Below are 17944 nucleotides of genomic sequence, written 5' to 3' on the forward strand. Positions count from 1 at the left end.
CGGCGTTCGGCTTGTCGTGCTCGCTCACGATGTTCCTCTCAGGTGGGTGGACGGTGCGGACCGCTGCCCTCAGGCGGGCGCGGGAGTCTGGGGGTCGCGCGGGGTCTCGGCCGACCCGGCGCGCGCACAGGCGGGGCAGGTGCCCCAGAAGATGACCTCGGCCTCGTCGATGACGAAGCCGTGGTCCTGCGACGGGACGAGGCAGGGCGCCTCCCCCGTCGCGCAGTCGACGTCGGCGATGGTGCCGCAGGTGCGGCACACGACGTGGTGGTGGTTGTCGCCGACGCGCCGCTCGTACCGGGCCGTGTGGCCGTGCGGCTGGATACGACGCACGAGACCGGCCTCGGTGAGCGCGGCCAGCGAGTCGTAGACCGCCTGGTGCGAGACGTCGGGGACGTCTCGCCGCGCGGCGTCGATGACGTCGCCGGTGTCGGCGTGCGGCAGCCGCTCGAGCGCCTCCAGCACGGCCACCCGTGGACGGGTGACACGCAGACCGACCCCGCGGAGGAGCTCGGCGACGTCGAGGTGCGGCATGACCTCGACTCTACCGGCTTTCTTGAACGAGTCAAGAAAGGACACGCGGTGTTCACCTGCTGCCCGCGTCCCCGTTCCTCGCCCGCGCGGACGAGCCGACGCCCCCGCCTGCACCTACCCTGGTCCGATGACGATCAGCGGCGCTCGTCGAGCCGAGTTCATCGAGTCCTTCGCCCGCGCGTGGACGTCGCGGGGCGCCTCGCGCACCGAGGGACGGATCGCCGCGTACCTGCTCCTCGACGAGTCCGACGGCGTCACGGCCGCCCAGATCGCCGCCGACCTCGACGTGAGCACGGGGTCGGTCTCCAACGCCACGCGCAGCCTCGCCGACGCCGGCTTCCTCCACCACGAGCGACGTCCCGGCGAGCGCGCGACCCGCCACTTCATGGCGCGCGACGTGTGGGGCCGCTTCCTGCAGCACGAGCGGCCCTACCTGCAGGCCCAGCGCGACCTCGCCGCCCGCGCGCTGCCCGACGTCCCCGAGGGCAGCCCCGCCCACGAGCGGCTCACCCACATGCACCACTACATGGCGTGGCTGCTCGACGACGTCCGCCTCGACGAGCGTTGGCAGGAGGTCAAGGCCGGGCGCGCTGATCCTGCAGCGGGATCATCAGCGGAGTAGCCGACTCGGGGTCCTCGACCAGGCGGCATCGGACCCCGAAGACCTCCTCGACCTGGGCGCTCGTCACGACCTCGCGCGCCGTCCCCTCGGCCACGACGTCGCCGTCGCGCATGAGCACGACGCGGTCGGCGTAGCGGGCCGCCTGGTTCAGGTCGTGCAGCACCGCCACGACGGTGCGTCCGGCGGCCCGGATCTCCTGGCACAGGTGCAGCACGTCGAGCTGGTGCGCGAGGTCGAGGAACGACGTCGGCTCGTCGAGCAGGACGAACTCGGTCTGCTGCGCGAGGACCATGGCGATCCAGGCGCGCTGGCGCTGCCCTCCTGAGAGGTCCGCCACCCGGCGACCTGCCAGCGCCTCGACGCCCGTGGCCGTCAGTGCCGAGGCGATCGCCTCGTCGTCGCCCTCGCTCCACTGCCGCAGCGGCGCGTGGTACGGGTGCCTGCCCCGCGCGACCAGCTCCTCGACGGTGATGCCGTCGGGCACCACGGGCTCCTGCGGCAGCAGGCCGATGCGTCGGGCGACGTGCTTGGAGCGGTGCCGCTCGAGGGGCACGCCGTCGAGCACGACCTGGCCCGCGGTCGGCCGCAGCGTCCGGGCGAGGGTCTTGACCAGCGTCGACTTGCCGCAGCCGTTGGGCCCGATGACGGCCGTGAAGTGGCCGCGGCTCACCGTGAAGTCGAGGTCGCGCAGCACCGGGGCGCCGCCGTAGCCCACGGTGATCCCGTCGGCACGCAGGGATGACTCGTTCATGTCGTGACGTTCCTCCAGTGGACGAGCAGCAGGTAGCCGAGGTAGGCGCCGCCGACCCCGATCGTGACGACCCCGACGGGCAGTCCCTCCGCGGCGGGGACGTGCTGGGCGACCACGTCGGCGGAGAGCACGATCAGCACGCCGACGAGCGCCGAGGCCACGAGGTTGGGGCCCACGGCGCCGGTGAGGCGTCGGGCGACGTGCGGCGCGGTCAGCGCGACGAACGAGATGGGCCCGGACACCGAGACGGCGACGGCGGCCAGCAGCACCGACAGCACGATGGCCCAGGTCCGGGTCGCCGACGCGCGGGCACCGAGCGCGTCGCAGAGCTCGTCGCCCATGTCCATGACGAGCAGCCGGTGGTGCAGGGCGGCGACGCACGGCAGCAGCAGGAGCAGGCCCCCCGCGATGGTCGCGGCGTGCCCGAGGTCGCGGGCCGACAGCGAACCGACCGTGTAGGCGGCCAGGGCGTGCGCGCTGTCGCGCATCTCGACGGCCACCACGTACTGCGTCACCGCGGTGCACATGGCTGCCACGCCGATGCCGGTGACGATGACCCGCGCCGGCGACGCGAAGCCCGAGCCGTTCGCCAGGTACACGACGCCGATCGCCGCGCCGGCTCCCAGCACCGCTCCGACAGGGGCGGGCACGGTGGAGCCGAGCACCACCGTCACGGCCACGCCCGCCCCCGCGCCGGCGGCGAGGCCGATGACGTCGGGGCTGCCCAGCGGGTTGCGGGTCACCGTCTGGAACAGCGCGCCCGCGACACCGAGGGCGACCCCCACCCCGACCGCGACCAGCAGACGCGGACCCCGCAGCCGCTCGAGCACGAACCGCGACCTCGCGTCGAGGTCGCCGGTGACGGCGTCGCGCAGGTCCGCCACGGACAGGCCCAGCCGGCCGAGCGACAGCGTCAGCAGCGAGAGCACCACGCTCACCGCCACGATGCCCAGGCAGACGGTCAGGGTGCGGCGACGCACGGGCACGACCACCCGCCGCACGGTCGCGCTCACGCGGCGACCCTCGTCCGTCGCACGGCCGCGAGCAGGAACGGCGCGCCGAGGAACGCGGTGACGACACCGACCATGAGCTCGGTGGGTCGCGCCACGACCCTGGCCAGCACGTCGGAGCCCACGAGCAGCGTGGCCCCCAGCAGCAGGGCCACGGGCACCTGCCACCGCAGGTCGGAGGCGACGAGCGCCCGCACGACGTGCGGGACCGCCAGGCCGACGAAGACGATCGGCCCGGCCGCCGCCGTGGCCGCCGCCGCGAGCAGCGTGGCCGCGGCGAGGGCCCCGAGCCGCACCCAGGCGACCCGCACGCCGAGCGAGGTCGCGACGGCGTCGCCGAGCTGCACGGTGTTCAGGCCGGGCGCGACCAGCACCGTCAGCAGCAGACCGACGAGCATGACGGGGGCGACCATGGCCAGCGTCTCCCACCGCACCCCAGCGAGGGACCCGACCACCCAGAAGCGGTAGGAGTCGAACGCGTCGGGCCGGGTGAGGATCATCGCCTGCACGTAGGCGCCGAGCACCGCGCTGACGACCGCGCCGGCGAGGATCAGCGGGACGACCGACTCACCGCCGGCACGCCGCCCCAGGGCGTAGACGACGGCCACGGCGAGGAGGGCACCCGGGATCGCGACCCACACCATCGCCGTGCCGGTGCCGAGCCCGAGGAACGCCGTGGCGGTCACGATGGCGGCCGACGCGCCCATGCTGACGCCGAGCAGTCCCGGCTCGGCGAGCGGGTTGCGGGTCACCGCCTGGATCAGCAGCCCGGCCGTGGCCAGCGCGGCTCCCACCACCGCGCCGACCACGGTCCGCGGCACCCGGGCCCCGACGATCCGGCCCAGGTACTCGTCGCCGCGACCGGTGAGCACGTCCCAGACGTCCGACACCTCGTTGGCGCGCACCCCGAGCACGACGCTGAGCGCCGCGGTGCACGCGAGGACGACGACCAGGCCGAGGAGCAGAGCCCCTCGACGCATCACGCGTCGGCCCGCGCCAGGGCTCGGTCGATGATCGGCCGGTAGCGCTCGAGCGCCCAGGGCACGGTCAGCGGCGTGATGATCGAGGACGCCGTCACGAAGGACTGGTCCGTGGGCGCGACGAGCGCACCCTTCTCCACCGCGGGGATCCCGGCGTACAGCGGCTGGGACTCGGTCTCCTTGCGGCTCTTCTCGTCGGCGTAGAAGGTGAAGACTAGGTCGGAGTCGTCGAGCATGTCGGCGTTCTCGAGGCCGATGAGCGCGGAGTCGGTGCCCGGCTCCTCCCAGTCCTTCAGCTCCTTCTCGCTCAGCGCGGGCTCGAGGCCGAGCGCCGAGACGAACGTCACCCGCTGCTCGCCGGGGTAGAACACGCCGAGCGTGCCCGGTCCGTTCGTGTAGATGAAGGAGAACGTGCGGCCCTCGTACCTCGGGTCGGCGGCGGAGGCGAACTGCTCCTCGATGTCGTCGACGAGTCCGGCGGCGGCCTTCTCCTCGCCCAGCGAGCGGCCGATCGTCGCGATCTGGTCCTCCCAGGTGATGACCCACGGCTCCTTCTCGTAGGCGACGGTGGGGGCGATGTCGCTGAGCAGGTCGTACTGCTCCTGCGTCACGCCCGACCACGGGGCCAGGATGAGGTCGGGCTCGAGCTCGAGGATCGCCTCGATGTCGAGCTCGGTGCCTCCGGTGAACTGCTGCGGCAGCTCGTCGCCGCGCTCGGTGACGGCCTCGTGGATCCACGGCAGGTAGCCGGTGTCGTCGGCACCCCAGGGGTAGGACTCGATGCCGACCGGGGTGACGCCGAGCGCGATGGCCGTCTCGGCCGACCCCTGGCCGAGGGTGACGACCCGCTCCGGCTTCTCGGTGATCTCGGCCGTGCCCAGCGCGTGCGTGATCCGGACGGTCTCGAAGTCGCTCGAGGCGGAGTCCTCGGCCGTGGACGACCCTCCGCAGGCGGACAGCAGCAGGGCGGCGCACAGCGCTCCCACGACGCTCGTGAGCACGGGACGGACGGACGACATGGGACCTCCTGGTCGACGGGCGGCACGACGCGCCACTGATCACTCAGGTGGACCTTAGTTGATGTTCAAATTTTATGAAACACTCAGCGGTGCGACGTGGGACACGCGTTCGGCCGACGACCGCCACCTCGGCATCGCCGCCCCCTGGTGCCGAGGGACCAGGTCTTGCGCACTCGGCCCCGACGCCTCTACGGTACGAGCCGTTAGGACAGCCTAACCTTACCGAAGGAGCACGATGAGCACCTCCCTCCCCCGCCGCCTCCCCCTCGCCCTGGGTCTCGCCGCTGCGGCGGTGACCCTCGCCGCGCCGACCGTGGCGCACGCGGCCGGCACCATCTCCGTCACGCCGAGCACGGGCCTGTCGTCGAGCGCCAGCGGCTCCGTCGTCACCGTCACCGGCTCCGGCTACACCGCCAACGGGACCTACAAGGTCGGCACCTGCTCGACGAAGTCGTACGGGATCCTCGGCGTCCCCGCGTGCTCGTCCGGCGTGGAGACGACGGCCGACGCGAACGGCAACATCTCCGTCAGCTACACCGCGAAGAAGGTCAACTCCAACGCCCACTACGGCATCCCGGTGGCCGGCGCGGGACAGCCCGCGTCGTTCACCTGCAAGGGCAGCGCGGCCAACGACCAGTGCGCCGTGACGATCACCTCGCACAACGGCACGTCCTCGACCGTCGAGGCGCAGGCCAACATCACCTTCCAGTGAGCCCCGGACGGGGGCGCGGACCGACGTCCGCGTCCCCGTCGCGCTCGCCCCTCCTCCCCTCCCCCTCCCCCTCCCCCTCTCGAAGGACCGTCATGGCTCCCGTCCGCCTCCTCCCCCACGTCGCCCTGACGGCGCTCCTCGCCGGGCTGCTCGTCGCGCTGCCGACCACGGCCCCCGCGGCCGCGGCGGGGTCGTCCAGCACGATCACCTCCGGCTCCGTCGTCTGGGGCCTGAAGGACTCCTGGCGCTCCTACATCGGCGACGGGTCCGAGGCCGGGGACGGCGCGACCGTCACCGCGTGGAAGGGCACCACGCCCGTCGCCTTCCGGTTCCCGGTCGAGTCCGGCAGCTACGACCCCGAGACCCGCACCACCACGCTCGACCTCGCCGGGTCGGTCCACTTCCGCAGCTGGTACGGCCAGGTCCAGCCGGGCAAGTGGGCCCTCGACACGACGTACTCCGATCTCACCGTGACGATCAGTCCCACGGTCCAGGAGATCCGCGGCACCCACACCGGCTACACGCGCGACGACCCCGGGGGCGAGCTGCACCACGACGTCGACGTCGTCCTGGCCCAGCTCGACGTGACCGACGTCGCCCCGACCACCGCGTCCGGCACCACCACCTGGACCGACGTCCCCGCCGTCGCCGGCCCGGGCTTCTCCATCTACGGCCAGGGCACGACCCTCGACCCCGTCTCGATCGAGTACGCCGGCGACGGCGGCAAGCCCGACCTCACCGAGCGCTTCGACCGTCCCGGCGTTCCGGCGCTGCGCGAGGACGGCCGCTGGATGTCGGTGAGCACGACGTCCGGCCTCGGCTCCGCCAGCCGGGCCTTGGAGGTCTCCCCGCGCGGCGACGTCGTCTACGTCGCCGAGATCGCGCCCGAGATCGGCGACACGCTCGTCGTCCGTGCGCTCGACGCCCAGACGATGACGCCGGTGGGCCGGCCGTTCGAGCAGCCCGTCGCCCCGGAGGAGGTCTACACGGGTCGCTACCTGCGCACCGCGATCGACCCCGCCACCGACACGCTGTTCTACGTGACGAGCCGCGACGGCGACCCTGCCGTCCGGACGACCGTGCGGTCCCTCACGTTCGACCGCGGGACCGGCACGTTCACGTCCGCCGTCGTCGGCCGTCTGCACGACGGCCGCACGGACGACGAGGGGAACACCCAGGTCCCCGGCGTCGGCTCGCTGGCGTGGAACCCGGTGGCCCAGGAGCTCGCCGTCCTCTCCGACGACCCGGAGGCGACCGACCTGGCCGGCAAGGTCACCCTCTTCCGCTTCAGCCGTGCGGGCGACGGCTGGACCCGGTCCGCGGGCACGATGACGTTGCCCACGACCGGCGAGTACGCGGGCGCCATCGAGTACGCGGGACCGTTCACGAGCGGCGAGATGGACACCGACCCCGATCTCGCGGCGCTGGGCGACGGCTCCTACGTGCTGGCCACCGGGACCGGGTACGGGTACGTCGACGACGAGGTCCGCTACCTGCCGGCCCTGCACCTGCGCCCCTCCGGCGACACCGTCGCGGTCACGCCCGTCCCGGGGACGCGCCACACGAGCACGGTGTTCGGCACCTACTACGGCTACACGTCGGCCACGCCCGGCCCGGACGGCTCGGTGCTGCTGCACGGGTCGGGCCAGTCGATCGAGGACTACGTGCGCGTCGACCTCGTCGACGGCGTCGCCACGGCCCGCGAGCCCTTCCGCGGCCCCGACGTCTACCCGGACTACGGCTACTCGGTGTTCGCGGCATCGATGGTCTACGACGCCGGCCGCGACCTGCTCTGGGCGACGGACAACGCCGACACCGACGGCGAGGCCGTCCAGCTCGTGCGTCGCGACGGGTCGACCGTGGGCTACCGCGTGCCCGACTACGCGACCTACTCCTTCGGACGCGCCCTCCTCAAGGTGGGTCCCGACGGCTCGCTCTACGTTCCGCTCAAGAAGGACGGCTTCGGCTACGCACGGCTCGCGTTCGGCGGAATCACCCCGACGGTCGACGCGCAGCCGCAGGACGTGTCGGTCCGGCTCGGCGCCGACGAGACCGCGCGTGACGTCACCTTCCGCGCCGAGGTATCCGGCGCCTCGAGCGTGCAGTGGCAGCGACGAGCCGTCGGCGCCTCCCGCTTCACCGACGTCGAGGGCGCCGCGGGCTCCTCGCTGACGGTGGCGGCGTCACCCACCACCGCCGGGAGCACCTACCGCCTCACGGTCGTCAACGACGCCGGCACGGTCGTCTCCGACGAGGCGCAGCTGACCGTCACCTACCCGCCTCGGTTCGCCGTGCAGCCCCGGGACGTCCGCACCCGTCCGGGCACCGTCGCGAACCTCGATGCCGAGGTGCTCGCCTCCCCCGAGGTCACGTCGAGCACCTGGCAGCGTCGCGTGGACGGGTTCTGGACGACCGTGGGCACGGACGACGACGACCTCGTCGTCGGCGACACGTCCCTCACGGTCCGCGAGACCAGCGCCGACCAGACCGGGTCGCAGTTCCGGCTCAAGGTCACCAGCAGCCTGGGCACGACGTACTCCCGCACCGCGACGCTGACCGTCGAGGCGCCCGCGTCGCAGGCAGGCACGGTGAGCGGCGCGAGGCTCGAGTGGTCGGGCTCGCAGGAGCTGCAGAAGGCACCGCCGTTCGGCGGGTCGTCCTACTTCTCGGCCGGTGTCTCCGACGGCAGCGAGGGCACCTACCAGGCCGAGGCCGGCAGCGTGTCGGTGCTGCAGCTCGACGGCGAGGAGCGCATCCCTGCTTCCTGGGCCACGCGCGCGGCGCACGTCGACGCCGACCCCGGAACCCGTCAGGTCGTGACGCTGGACGACGGCCGGGGGCGCGTGGAGCAGGACGGGTCGGCGACGATCGCGTGGTCGGGCGCCTGGACCGTGAACTTCTACGGCGGGCTCGTGCCGTTCACCCTCAGCGACCCGGTGCTCACCGTCGACGACGAGGGCGTCGGCCGCCTCACCGCCGACCTCTCGGGCTACGGGTCCTCCCAGGAGAACCCCGGCGAGAAGACCCCGATCGCGCCCGTCGAGGACGTCGTCGTCGCCACCTACCGCGACGTCGAGGTCGACCCGGACGGCTTCGTGGTCGAGCCCGACTACGCGGGCGTCGAGGTGGACGTCCCCGCGGGTGCGAGTGCGCAGCTGCGGACGGGTGACGCGTGGGGCTCCTGGCCCCAGCCGTTCGTCGACTTCCACGCCCGCACCGGCCTGACGTCGTACTGGTACAGCTCGGGAGGCGCGGCCGACCCGGACAAGCCCCCCGCCCCGATCACCGTCGGCGCGTTCGAGGTCGACGGCACCGAGCCGGTCGCGGAGCCGCCGACGATCCTGACCCAGCCGAGCCCCATGACCGCCACGGTGGGCCGTCAAGCCCGGTTCGCGGTGACGGCATCGGGCGAGGACCTGTCGTACCAGTGGCAGCGCAAGGTCGGCTCGAGCTGGCTGGCCGTCGCAGACGCGGACGGACCGACGCTCACGCTCGACCGCGTGGTCACCGCCGACCGGCGTGCGACCTTCCGGGTACGGGTCGCCAACGCGAGCGGCACGGTCGTCTCCCGGGCCGTCCGGCTCGACGTGGCTCCGGCCCGGACGGCGGCGCATGTGTCGCTCTCGCGCGCGTCGCAGACGTCGAGAGCCCCCGCGTCGAGGCGGGCGCTGGTCCGCGTGCGGCTCACCGCGTCCAACGGGACGACACCCGTCGGCACCGTCACCGTCCGGCTCGGCAGCCGCAAGGTCGCGACCGCACGCACCAGCGGCGGCCGCGCCACGGTCCGCCTCCCGGCGGGCCTCGCCCGCCGCGGCTACGCCGTCCGTGCCACCTTCACCCCCCGCGACCCCGCCTCGTTCACGACGGCGACGAGCCGGCCGGTGGGGTTCCGCGTGCGCTGACTGGGCGGTAGGTGCGGCGCGGAACCTGGGTCAGCGGTAGGTCAGCCGCCCCACCGGGCCGAGATCGCGCGTCTCACCTACCGCCGACGGAGGAAGCTCCCGACACCACGAGAAAGGCCCCCAGTCTCATGGACTGGGGGCTCTTCTTGGTCCGAGTGGAGCATAGGAGATTCGAACTCCTGACCTCTTCCATGCCATGGAAGCGCGCTACCAACTGCGCCAATGCCCCTCGCGGGTGGTTCTCGCACTCGTCGATCACCGAGTAAGAACTCTAGACCCTCCCCCTGGGCGGGTAAACACCGGGGGTCACCCGTCGTCCGACATCACCGGCTCGGGCAGCGTGCCCGCGTTCCACTCGGTGAGCCGCCACCGGGTGTCATGCTCCGGCGAGATCTGCTCCAACGCGATCCACGAGCAGTTCGACAATCCCGCGAACGTGCGCCAGGTGGCCTCCGGGAACCCCAGGAACGTGCACACGCCCACGCGCAGCACGGCGCCGTGCGCCACGACCACCAGCGTCTGCTCGTCCTCGAGCGTCTCCAGCGCCTCCGTCACGGCGGCCGACAGGCGGGCGCCCGCCTCCGCGTGCAGCTCCGCGCCCGGGAACCGCTCCTCGCGGTCCTCCAGCATGGCCTTCATCAGGTCGGGGAAGCGCTCCCACGACTCCTTCCACGTCAGGCCCTCGCGCTCGCCGAAGTTCATCTCGCGCAGCCGCTCGTCGAGCTCCACCGGCACCCCAGTCAGCCGCGACAGCTCCTCGGCCGTGTGCCGAGCACGCTGCAGGTCCGAGCTGAGGATCCGCACCGGCCGCAGCGACGCGAGGCGTGCAGCCGCAGCCGCGGCCTGCCGGACTCCGACCTCGTCGAGCGCCGTGTCCGTCTGGCCCTGCACCCGACCGGCGACGTTCCACTCCGTGCGCCCGTGGCGCCACAGGACGACCCGGCGGGTCACGCGAGCTCGAGGTCGATCGTCGGGCAGTCGCTCCACAGCCGCTCGAGGGCGTAGAACGCGCGCTCCTCGGTGTGCTGCACGTGCACCACGACGTCGGTGAAGTCGAGCAGGATCCAACGACCCTCGCGGTCGCCCTCGCGGCGCACCGGCTTCGCGCCCTGCTCCAGCAGCTTCTCCTCGACCGCGTCCTTGATGGCACGGGCCTGCGGCTGGTTCGCGGCGCTGCACAGCAGGAACACGTCGGTGATGAACAGCTGCTCGGAGACGTCGAAGGCGATGATCTCCGTCGCCAGCTTCTCGTCCGCGGCAGCGGCAGCCACCCGGGTCAGCTCGACGGCACGGTCGGTTGCGGTCATGAGGGGTCCTCGGAGTCGGAGGCGGAGTAGAGACGGTGCTTCGCGATGTACTGCACGACGCCGTCGGGGACGAGGTACCAGACCGGCTCACCCGACGCGACGCGTCCACGGCAGTCGGTCGAGGAGATCGCGAGGGCCGGGATCTCGACCAGCGTGATCCGCTCGGCCGGCAGACCGGCGAGCGTCTGCTCGTCCATCTCGTGCCCGGGACGCGTACAGCCGACGAAGTGGGCGAGCTCGAACAGCTCGTCGTGGTCGCGCCACGTCAGGATCGCGGCCATCGCGTCGGCACCGGTGATGAAGTACAGGTCGGCGTCGGGCATGGCCGCGGCCAGCTCGCGCAGCGTGTCGATCGTGTAGGTGAGTCCGTCGCGGTCGATGTCGACCCGGCTCACCTCGAAGCGCGGGTTCGCCGCCGTCGCGATCACCGTCATCAGGTAGCGGTGCTCGGCCGGCGAGACCTCACGGTCGGCCTTCTGCCACGGGCGCCCGGTGGGGACGAAGACGACCTCGTCGAGGTCGAACCACGACTGCACCTCGCTCGCGGCGACGAGGTGCCCGTGGTGGATGGGGTCGAACGTGCCACCCATGACGCCGACGCGACGTCGGCGGATCGGTGCGTGCTCGGGGGCCACGTCGACGACCTGGGGCCCGTGGGTCGTGCTCAGGAGTGCTCGCGGCCCTTGCCGAAGGCCAGCAGCGCGATGAGCAGGACCAGGAGGATGCCCAGGGCGGTACCTCCGATGAGCATCGCCGTGAAGAGGAAGCTTCCTTCTTCTCCGGACTCCTCCATGGCGGCCAGGATCTCGAGCATGGCCGCAATCTACCAGCGTGCCCGCGAGCCCGACGATCCGGCGTGCGTCAGCGCACGTGCCCGTCGCCCGTGACCACGTACGTCGTCGTGGTCATCTCCGGCAGCCCCATCGGTCCGCGCGCGTGCAGCTTCTGCGTGGAGATGCCGATCTCCGCACCGAACCCGAACTCCCCACCGTCGGTGAAGCGCGTCGACGCGTTCACCATGACGGCCGCCGAGTCGACGCCGAGCGTGAACCGTCGCGCCGCGTCGATCGAGCGGGTGACGATCGCCTCGGTGTGGCCCGAGGACCAGGTGCGGATGTGCTCGACGGCGTCCTCGAGGGAGTCCACCACCTTCGCGGCGATGTCGAGCGAGAGGTACTCGGTGGCCCAGTCGTGGTCGGAGGCCTCGAGCACGCCGGGGGCGACCGCGGCGAAGGAGGCGTCGCCGTGGATCGTGACCCCGGCCGCCTGCAGCGCCTTCGTCACCCGCGGCAGGAAGTCCTCGGCGACGTCGCGGTGCACGAGCAGCGACTCCGCCGCGTTGCACACGCTCGTGCGGTGGGTCTTGGCGTTGAGGACGACGTCGAGCGCCATGTCGAGGTCGGCGTCGGCGTCGACGTAGACGTGCACGTTGCCCGTGCCGGTCTCGATGACGGGCACGGTCGACTGCTCCACGACCGTGCGGATGAGGCCCTCGCCGCCGCGCGGGATCACGAGGTCGACGAGACCACGAGCCTGCATCAGGTGCGTCGCGCTGCTGCGGTCGTCGGCGGGCACGGCCTGCACGACGTCGGCGGGGAGCCCGGCGGCGGCGATGGCCTCGCGCATGACGTCGACGATGGCCGCGTTGGACCGCGCCGCCGAGCGCGACCCGCGCAGCAGCGACGCGCTCCCGGCCTTCAGGCAGATGGCGGCGGCGTCGGCGGTGACGTTGGGCCGCCCCTCGTAGATCATGCCGATGACGCCCATGGGCACGCGGACCTGCTCCAGGCGCAGGCCGTTGGGCAGCGTCGAGCCGCGGACGACCTCGCCGACCGGGTCGGGCAGTGCGGCGACGTCGCGCACGCCCTGGGCGAACGCGGCCACGCGGTCGGGGTCGAGCAGCAGCCGGTCGACGACGTTCTCGGGCGTGCCCTCGGCACGCGCGGCCTCGACGTCGAGCGCGTTGGCCGCGACGACGCGCTCGGTCGCCGCCTCCAGGGCGTCGGCCGTGGCCAGCAGGGCCGCATCCTTCTGCGCCCGCGACGCCAGCGCCAGCGACCGTGCCGCCGTGCGGGCCCGGCGGGCGAGCTCGTGCACCTGATCCTTCACGGCTGAAGCCTAGTGCGTGCTCTCCCACCCTCCCGCTGAGCGTGACGTTCGCGGGCCGTCTCTACGGGAAGGAGCCCGCTAAAGTCACGCTCAGCGGGGTTCGGGGGTCACCTGGCGTTCACCGGGAACGTGCACACTGATCCCATGATTCGGGGGAATCGGCTCGTCGCCGCGCTCGCACTCGTCCTGGTCGGTACGGTCCTGGCCGTGCCCACCACCTCCTCGCCCGCCGACGCGCGCGACGAGCGCGGTCGCGTGGAGCCGACCGTCCGGTTCGCGACGTTCAACGCGTCGCTGAACCGGCCGGCTGCGGGCGACCTGCGCCGCGACCTGTCGACACCGTCGAACGCGCAGGCGCGCGCCGTCGCGGAGATCGTCCAGCGCACCCGCCCCGACGTGCTCGTGCTGCAGGAGCTCGATCACGACCCGGAGGCGCTGCGCCTCTTCCAGCGGAACTACCTCGAGCGCGGGCAGCAGGGCGCCGACCCGATCCGCTACCGGTACACGTTCACGGCACCGGTCAACACGGGCGTGCCCACCGGCCTCGACCTCAACGGCGACGGTCGCACCGACGGTCCCGACGACGCCTACGGCTTCGGCGCGTTCCCCGGCCAGTACGGCATGGCGGTGCTCAGCCGTTACCCGATCGACGAGAAGCACGTCCGCACCTTCCAGAAGCTGCTGTGGAAGGACATGCCCGGCAACCGCATGCCGGAGGGCTACTACTCCCCCGAGGCGGTCGACGTCCTGCGCCTCTCGAGCAAGTCGCACTGGGACGTGCCCGTGAAGGTCGGGCGACGCTCCGTCCACCTCCTCGTCAGCCACCCGACCCCGCCGGTCTTCGACGGGCCCGAGGACCGCAACGGTCGCCGCAACGCCGACGAGATCCGCTTCTGGGCCGACTACACCGGCCCCGCCCGGGAGGCTCGGTGGATCAGGGACGACCGCGGCCGTCCCGGCGGACTGCAGCGCGGTGCGTCGTTCGTGATCGCGGGCGACCTGAACTCCGACCCCGTCGACGGCGACTCGCTGCCGGGTGCCACCCACCAGCTCCTCGACCTGCGCCGGGTGAACACGTCGCTGACCCCGTCGAGCGACGGTGCGGTAGAGGCGGCGCGTCTGCAGGGCGGCGCCAACCTCTCCCACCGGGGCGACCCGCAGTTCGACACCGCCGACTTCTCCGAGCCGCCGGGCAACATCCGCGCCGACTACGTGCTCCCGAGCGCCGACCTGGACATCCGCGACGCGCGGGTCTTCTGGCCGGTGCAGGCCGATCCGCTCTCGCGCCTCACCGGCACCTACCCGTTCCCGGCCTCCGACCACCGGCTCGTCTGGGTCGACCTGCGCCACCCTCCCCGCTGAGTGTGACGTTTGCGGGCCGGAAGAGCCCGCTGAGCCCCGCGAACGTCACACTCAGCGGGGTGGGGGGCGGTCAGTGGGGGTGCAGGACGACGAGGTCGTCGCGGTGGACGACCTCGCGCTCGTAGTCGGCGCCGAGGTCGGCCGCGAGGTCGGGTGTGCTGCGCCCGAGGAGCGTCGGGAGCTCGGCACTGTCGTAGGTGACGAGGCCGCGCGCGACCACGGTGCCGTCGGGCGCCACGACGTCGACCGGCTCCCCCGCTCCGAACTCACCCTCCACGCCGACGATGCCCGCCGCGAGGAGCGACGCCTTGCGCACGGTGAGCGCCCGGACCGCGCCGTCGTCGACGAGCAGCCGGCCCTTGGTCTCACTGGCGTGCTCGAGCCACAGCAGACGGGTCGGCCGACGCCGGCCGGTCGGGTGGAACCGCGTGCCCACCTGCTCGCCCAGCACGGCGGCGCGCGCGTGGTCGGCGCGGGCGAGCACCACGGGGATCCCGGCGCCCGTCGCGATCCGTGCCGCCTCGACCTTCGTCACCATGCCGCCGGTGCCCACCTTCGAGCCCACGCGCGCGACGTCGACGTCGTCGAGGTCGTCCGGGCCGTGCACGTCGGTGATCGGCCGCGACTCCGGCAGCGACGGGTGCCCCGTGTAGAGCCCGTCGACGTCGGACAGCAGCACCAGCAGGTCGGCGTGCACCAGGTGGGCGACGAGCGCGGCCAGCCGGTCGTTGTCGCCGAAGCGGATCTCGCTCGTGGCCACGGTGTCGTTCTCGTTGACGACGGGCAGCACGCCGAGCTCGTGCAGGCGCGCGAACGTCTGGTGCGCGTTGCGGTAGTGGCTGCGCCGCGTGACGTCCTCGACGGTCAGCAGCACCTGCCCGACGGTGATCCCGTGCGCCGCGAACCGCTCGGAGTAGTGCGCCACGAGCGCGCCCTGGCCGACGCTGGCGGCCGCCTGCTGGGTCGGCAGGTCACGCGGGCGCGTCGTCAGACCGAGCGGGCCCAGTCCCGCGGCGATCGCACCCGAGCTCACCAGCACGACCTCGTCGCCACGGCGGCGTGCCGCGGCGAGGGCGTCGACGACGTGGCCGACCTTCTCCGGGTCGAGGTGCCCCGCCGCCGAGGTCAGCGACGACGAGCCGACCTTGACGACGACGCGCCGCGCACTCACGACCGGTCGTCCGCCGTGACGTCGGCGGGGCTGTCCTCGCCGGACTCCGGCCCGTCGTCGAGGTCGAGCAGGTCGTCGTCGTCCTCGAAGGTCCAGTCGGGCGCCGCGCTGGGCTCCTCGCCCCGCGCACGCGCCTCGCGCGCCTCGGCCTCGTAGGCCCGCTTGGCCGCGAGCTGCTCGCGTCGCTCGACGTTGGTGCGACGGTCGTCGCGGTCGAGGCGCTGGTCCTCGCCACGACGGCCGAGCATCTCGGCACCGGCCTGGATGGTCGGGTCGAAGTCGAAGACGACCGCGTCCTCCCAGCCCTGGTCGGCGGTGCCACCGATGACGACGTCGTCGCCCGGCTCGGCACCCTGCTTGGCGAGCGCCTCCTCGACGCCGAGCCGCGCGAGCCGGTCGGCGAGGAAGCCGACGGCCTCGTCGTTGCTGAAGTCGGTCTGGCCGACCCAGCGGGTGAGCTTCGCGCCGCGCACGATCCACTGGCGCTGGCCGTCGGGGCCCCGACGCTGGTCGACCGTGAACTCCGCGCCGACCCCTGCCGCGGCCTGCGGACGCAGCACGATGCGGGTGATCTCCTGCGTGGGCGTCTCCGCGCGACGCCGCGCGACGATCTGCGCCATGGCGAAGGACAGCTCGCGCAGTCCCTGGTGGCTCGCCGCCGACACGTCGTACACGTCGTAGCCGCGCTCCTCGAGGTCACTCCGCACGAACTCGGCGATCTGCGCGGCGTCGGGCACGTCGGTCTTGTTCAGGGCCACCAGGCGCGGCCGCTCGAGCAGGTCCTTTCCGGTCGCACCCTCGGGCAACGCCTCGGCGTACGCGCGCAGCTCGGCCTCGATGACGTCGAGGTCGGTCAGCGGGTCGCGCCCGGGCTCGACCGTCGCGCAGTCGACGACGTGCACGAGCGCGGCGCACCGCTCGACGTGGCGCAGGAAGTCGTGACCGAGACCCCGACCCTCGCTCGCACCCTCGATGAGACCGGGCACGTCGGCGACCGTGAAGGTCGTGGACCCCGCGGTGACGACACCGAGGTTGGGCACGAGGGTGGTGAACGGGTAGTCGGCGATCTTCGGGCGGGCACGCGACAGCGCGGCGATGAGGCTCGACTTGCCGGCGCTCGGGAACCCGACGAGACCGATGTCGGCCACGACCTTCAGCTCGAGCACGATCGTGCGCTCCTGGCCGGGCTCGCCCTTCAGCGCGAAGCCGGGGGCCTTGCGCTTGCTCGACGCGAGCGCGGCGTTGCCGAGGCCACCGCGGCCGCCCGCGGCGATCACGACCTCCGTTCCGACGCCCACGAGGTCGGCCAGGACCTCGCCGGTGCCGTGCGGGCCGCCCGAGCGCACCACCGTGCCGTCGGGCACCTTGAGCACGAGGTCCTCGCCGTGGGCGCCGCTCTTGTTGCTGCCGCCGCCGGGCGCACCGTTGCCGGCCTTGCGGCGCGGCTCGTGGTGGTAGTCGACGAGCGTCGTCACGTCGGCCGCCACGCGGAGCACGACGTCGCCGCCGTGCCCGCCGTTGCCGCCGTCGGGGCCGCCGAGCGGCTTGAACTTCTCGCGGTGCACCGACGCGACGCCGTGGCCGCCGTTGCCGGCGACGACCTGGAGGGTCACGCGGTCGACGAAGGTGGGGACGGCCATGTCAGGTGCTCCTGGGGTGGTGTGGGGACGTCGAAGGGGTGGCCCGCATGCGCGGACCACCCCTTCGACGGATGTTCTGCCGGTTACTCGCCCGGAACGATGTTCACGACCTTGCGGCCGCGACGCGTCCCGAACTCGACCGAGCCGGCCGACAGCGCGAAGAGCGTGTCGTCGCCGCCACGGCCGACGTTGGTGCCGGGGTGGAAGTGGGTGCCGCGCTGGCGGACGATGATCTCGCCGGCGTTGACGAGCTGGCCGCCGAAGCGCTTGACGCCGAGGCGCTGTGCGTTGGAGTCGCGGCCGTTCTTGGTGGAGGCTGCGCCCTTCTTGTGTGCCATGAGTTCAGTCCTCTACTTCGCGATGCCGGTGATCTTGACCTGGGTGTACTTCTGACGGTGACCCTGGCGCTTCTTGTAGCCGGTCTTGTTCTTGTACTTCTGGATGATGATCTTCGGACCCTTGGTCGCGCCGATCGCCTCGGCGGTCACGGAGACCGTCGAGAGGCTGTCGGCGTCGGCCGTCACGGCGTCGCCGTCGACGTACAGGACGGCCGGCAGCGAGACGGACTCGCCCTCGGCCAGGCCGAGCTGGTCGATCTCGATGACGTCGCCGACGGCGACCTTCTGCTGCGTGCCGCCACTGCGCACGATTGCGTAGACCACGGGATTCCTCACTCGGTTCTTGCTGGAAGCTGTGTGTGCCGGGGGCCGGGGGCGTCCGGGTCCGACGGGGCCTGGGCTCAGCGGCTGCGCTGGACCGGGCCGGTGCCGGGCTCACACCCGGACAGGACGATCGGCGCGCACGGCGCGCCGAGGATCCATACTA

Annotated in this window: 18 protein-coding genes and 1 tRNA gene; 4 read left to right on the forward strand and 15 right to left on the reverse strand. The window is 72.7% G+C overall.

The genetic code is table 11. The features are described 5' to 3' along the window. Positions 1–69: 69 nt before the first annotated feature. The gene (locus Aeryth_RS11900; protein ID WP_067858923.1) at positions 70–534 is read right to left on the reverse strand and encodes a Fur family transcriptional regulator; all 465 of its coding nucleotides are present in this window, start codon (positions 532–534) and stop codon (positions 70–72) included. Positions 535–661: 127 nt separating this feature from the next. On the opposite strand from Aeryth_RS11900, the gene Aeryth_RS11905 reads away from it, so the two are divergent. Continuing rightward, positions 662–1156 (forward strand): GbsR/MarR family transcriptional regulator, encoded by a 495-nt coding sequence (locus tag Aeryth_RS11905; RefSeq protein WP_067858926.1) that lies wholly within the window; start codon positions 662–664, stop codon positions 1154–1156. Here the strand turns inward: Aeryth_RS11905 and Aeryth_RS11910 are convergent. The 4 genes from Aeryth_RS11910 to Aeryth_RS11925 are packed head-to-tail and all read right to left on the reverse strand — an operon-like array spanning position 1110 to position 4916. After that, positions 1110–1907, reverse strand: coding sequence for an ABC transporter ATP-binding protein (locus Aeryth_RS11910; protein WP_067858929.1), 798 nt, complete (start codon positions 1905–1907; stop codon positions 1110–1112). The genes Aeryth_RS11905 and Aeryth_RS11910 overlap by 47 nt on opposite strands. Next, positions 1904–2920: a FecCD family ABC transporter permease gene (locus Aeryth_RS11915; RefSeq protein WP_193786267.1), complete on the reverse strand. Its 1017-nt coding sequence runs from the start codon at positions 2918–2920 to the stop codon at positions 1904–1906. Before Aeryth_RS11915 ends, Aeryth_RS11910 begins: the two co-directional genes overlap by 4 nt. Beyond that, entirely contained in the window at positions 2917–3897 is a 981-nt protein-coding gene (locus tag Aeryth_RS11920; protein ID WP_067858932.1) for a FecCD family ABC transporter permease, read from the reverse strand. The genes Aeryth_RS11915 and Aeryth_RS11920 overlap by 4 nt, the downstream gene beginning before the upstream one ends. Further along, a complete protein-coding gene (locus Aeryth_RS11925) occupies positions 3897–4916 on the reverse strand; it encodes an iron-siderophore ABC transporter substrate-binding protein (protein WP_067858935.1) in 1020 nt (339 codons plus the stop codon). The genes Aeryth_RS11920 and Aeryth_RS11925 overlap by 1 nt, the downstream gene beginning before the upstream one ends. Positions 4917–5151: 235 nt before the next feature. Between Aeryth_RS11925 and Aeryth_RS11930 the strand changes: the two genes are divergently transcribed. Continuing rightward, positions 5152–5628, forward strand: coding sequence for a neocarzinostatin apoprotein domain-containing protein (locus tag Aeryth_RS11930; RefSeq protein ID WP_067858939.1), 477 nt, complete (start codon positions 5152–5154; stop codon positions 5626–5628). A gap of 92 nt (positions 5629–5720) precedes the next feature. Then, positions 5721–9530 carry an HtaA domain-containing protein gene (locus Aeryth_RS11935; protein WP_067858942.1) on the forward strand — a complete coding sequence of 1270 codons (3810 nt, stop codon included), beginning with the start codon at positions 5721–5723 and terminating at the stop codon, positions 9528–9530. A 156-nt stretch (positions 9531–9686) separates the two neighbouring features. Here the strand turns inward: Aeryth_RS11935 and Aeryth_RS11940 are convergent. The 6 genes from Aeryth_RS11940 to Aeryth_RS11960 form a co-directional block, all read right to left on the reverse strand. Next, positions 9687–9759, reverse strand: a tRNA-Ala gene (locus Aeryth_RS11940). Positions 9760–9836: 77 nt separating this feature from the next. Then, positions 9837–10481 (reverse strand): histidine phosphatase family protein, encoded by a 645-nt coding sequence (locus tag Aeryth_RS11945; RefSeq protein WP_067858944.1) that lies wholly within the window; start codon positions 10479–10481, stop codon positions 9837–9839. Next, complete coding sequence (gene rsfS, locus Aeryth_RS11950) at positions 10478–10837, reverse strand: ribosome silencing factor (RefSeq protein ID WP_067858947.1); 360 nt, start codon at positions 10835–10837, stop codon at positions 10478–10480. The genes Aeryth_RS11945 and rsfS overlap by 4 nt, the downstream gene beginning before the upstream one ends. Beyond that, positions 10834–11472: a nicotinate-nucleotide adenylyltransferase gene (nadD, locus tag Aeryth_RS11955; protein ID WP_257721377.1), complete on the reverse strand. Its 639-nt coding sequence runs from the start codon at positions 11470–11472 to the stop codon at positions 10834–10836. The genes rsfS and nadD overlap by 4 nt, the downstream gene beginning before the upstream one ends. A gap of 29 nt (positions 11473–11501) precedes the next feature. Beyond that, on the reverse strand, positions 11502–11651 hold the full coding sequence (locus Aeryth_RS18340) for a hypothetical protein (RefSeq protein ID WP_236749731.1): 150 nt from the start codon (positions 11649–11651) through the stop codon (positions 11502–11504). Between the two features lie 47 nt (positions 11652–11698). Further along, a complete protein-coding gene (locus Aeryth_RS11960) occupies positions 11699–12946 on the reverse strand; it encodes a glutamate-5-semialdehyde dehydrogenase (RefSeq protein ID WP_202967667.1) in 1248 nt (415 codons plus the stop codon). Between the two features lie 144 nt (positions 12947–13090). Here Aeryth_RS11960 and Aeryth_RS11965 point away from each other — a divergent pair, with 144 nt between their 5' ends. Then, complete coding sequence (locus Aeryth_RS11965; protein WP_067858953.1) at positions 13091–14308, forward strand: endonuclease/exonuclease/phosphatase family protein; 1218 nt, start codon at positions 13091–13093, stop codon at positions 14306–14308. 70 nt (positions 14309–14378) lie between these two features. On the opposite strand, the gene proB is transcribed toward Aeryth_RS11965, so the two are convergent. The 4 genes from proB to rplU form a co-directional block, all read right to left on the reverse strand. Further along, a complete protein-coding gene (gene proB, locus Aeryth_RS11970) occupies positions 14379–15479 on the reverse strand; it encodes a glutamate 5-kinase (protein ID WP_067858955.1) in 1101 nt (366 codons plus the stop codon). Then, entirely contained in the window at positions 15476–17119 is a 1644-nt protein-coding gene (gene obgE / locus Aeryth_RS11975; protein ID WP_083516421.1) for a GTPase ObgE, read from the reverse strand. The genes proB and obgE overlap by 4 nt, the downstream gene beginning before the upstream one ends. 83 nt (positions 17120–17202) lie before the next feature. Further along, a complete protein-coding gene (rpmA, locus tag Aeryth_RS11980; RefSeq protein WP_067858958.1) occupies positions 17203–17457 on the reverse strand; it encodes a 50S ribosomal protein L27 in 255 nt (84 codons plus the stop codon). 12 nt (positions 17458–17469) lie between these two features. Continuing rightward, positions 17470–17781, reverse strand: coding sequence for a 50S ribosomal protein L21 (gene rplU, locus Aeryth_RS11985; RefSeq protein WP_067858960.1), 312 nt, complete (start codon positions 17779–17781; stop codon positions 17470–17472). Positions 17782–17944: the final 163 nt, after the last annotated feature.

Origin of the sequence: Aeromicrobium erythreum, assembly GCF_001509405.1 — a bacterium.
Classification (GTDB): Bacteria; Actinomycetota; Actinomycetes; order Propionibacteriales; family Nocardioidaceae; genus Aeromicrobium; species Aeromicrobium erythreum.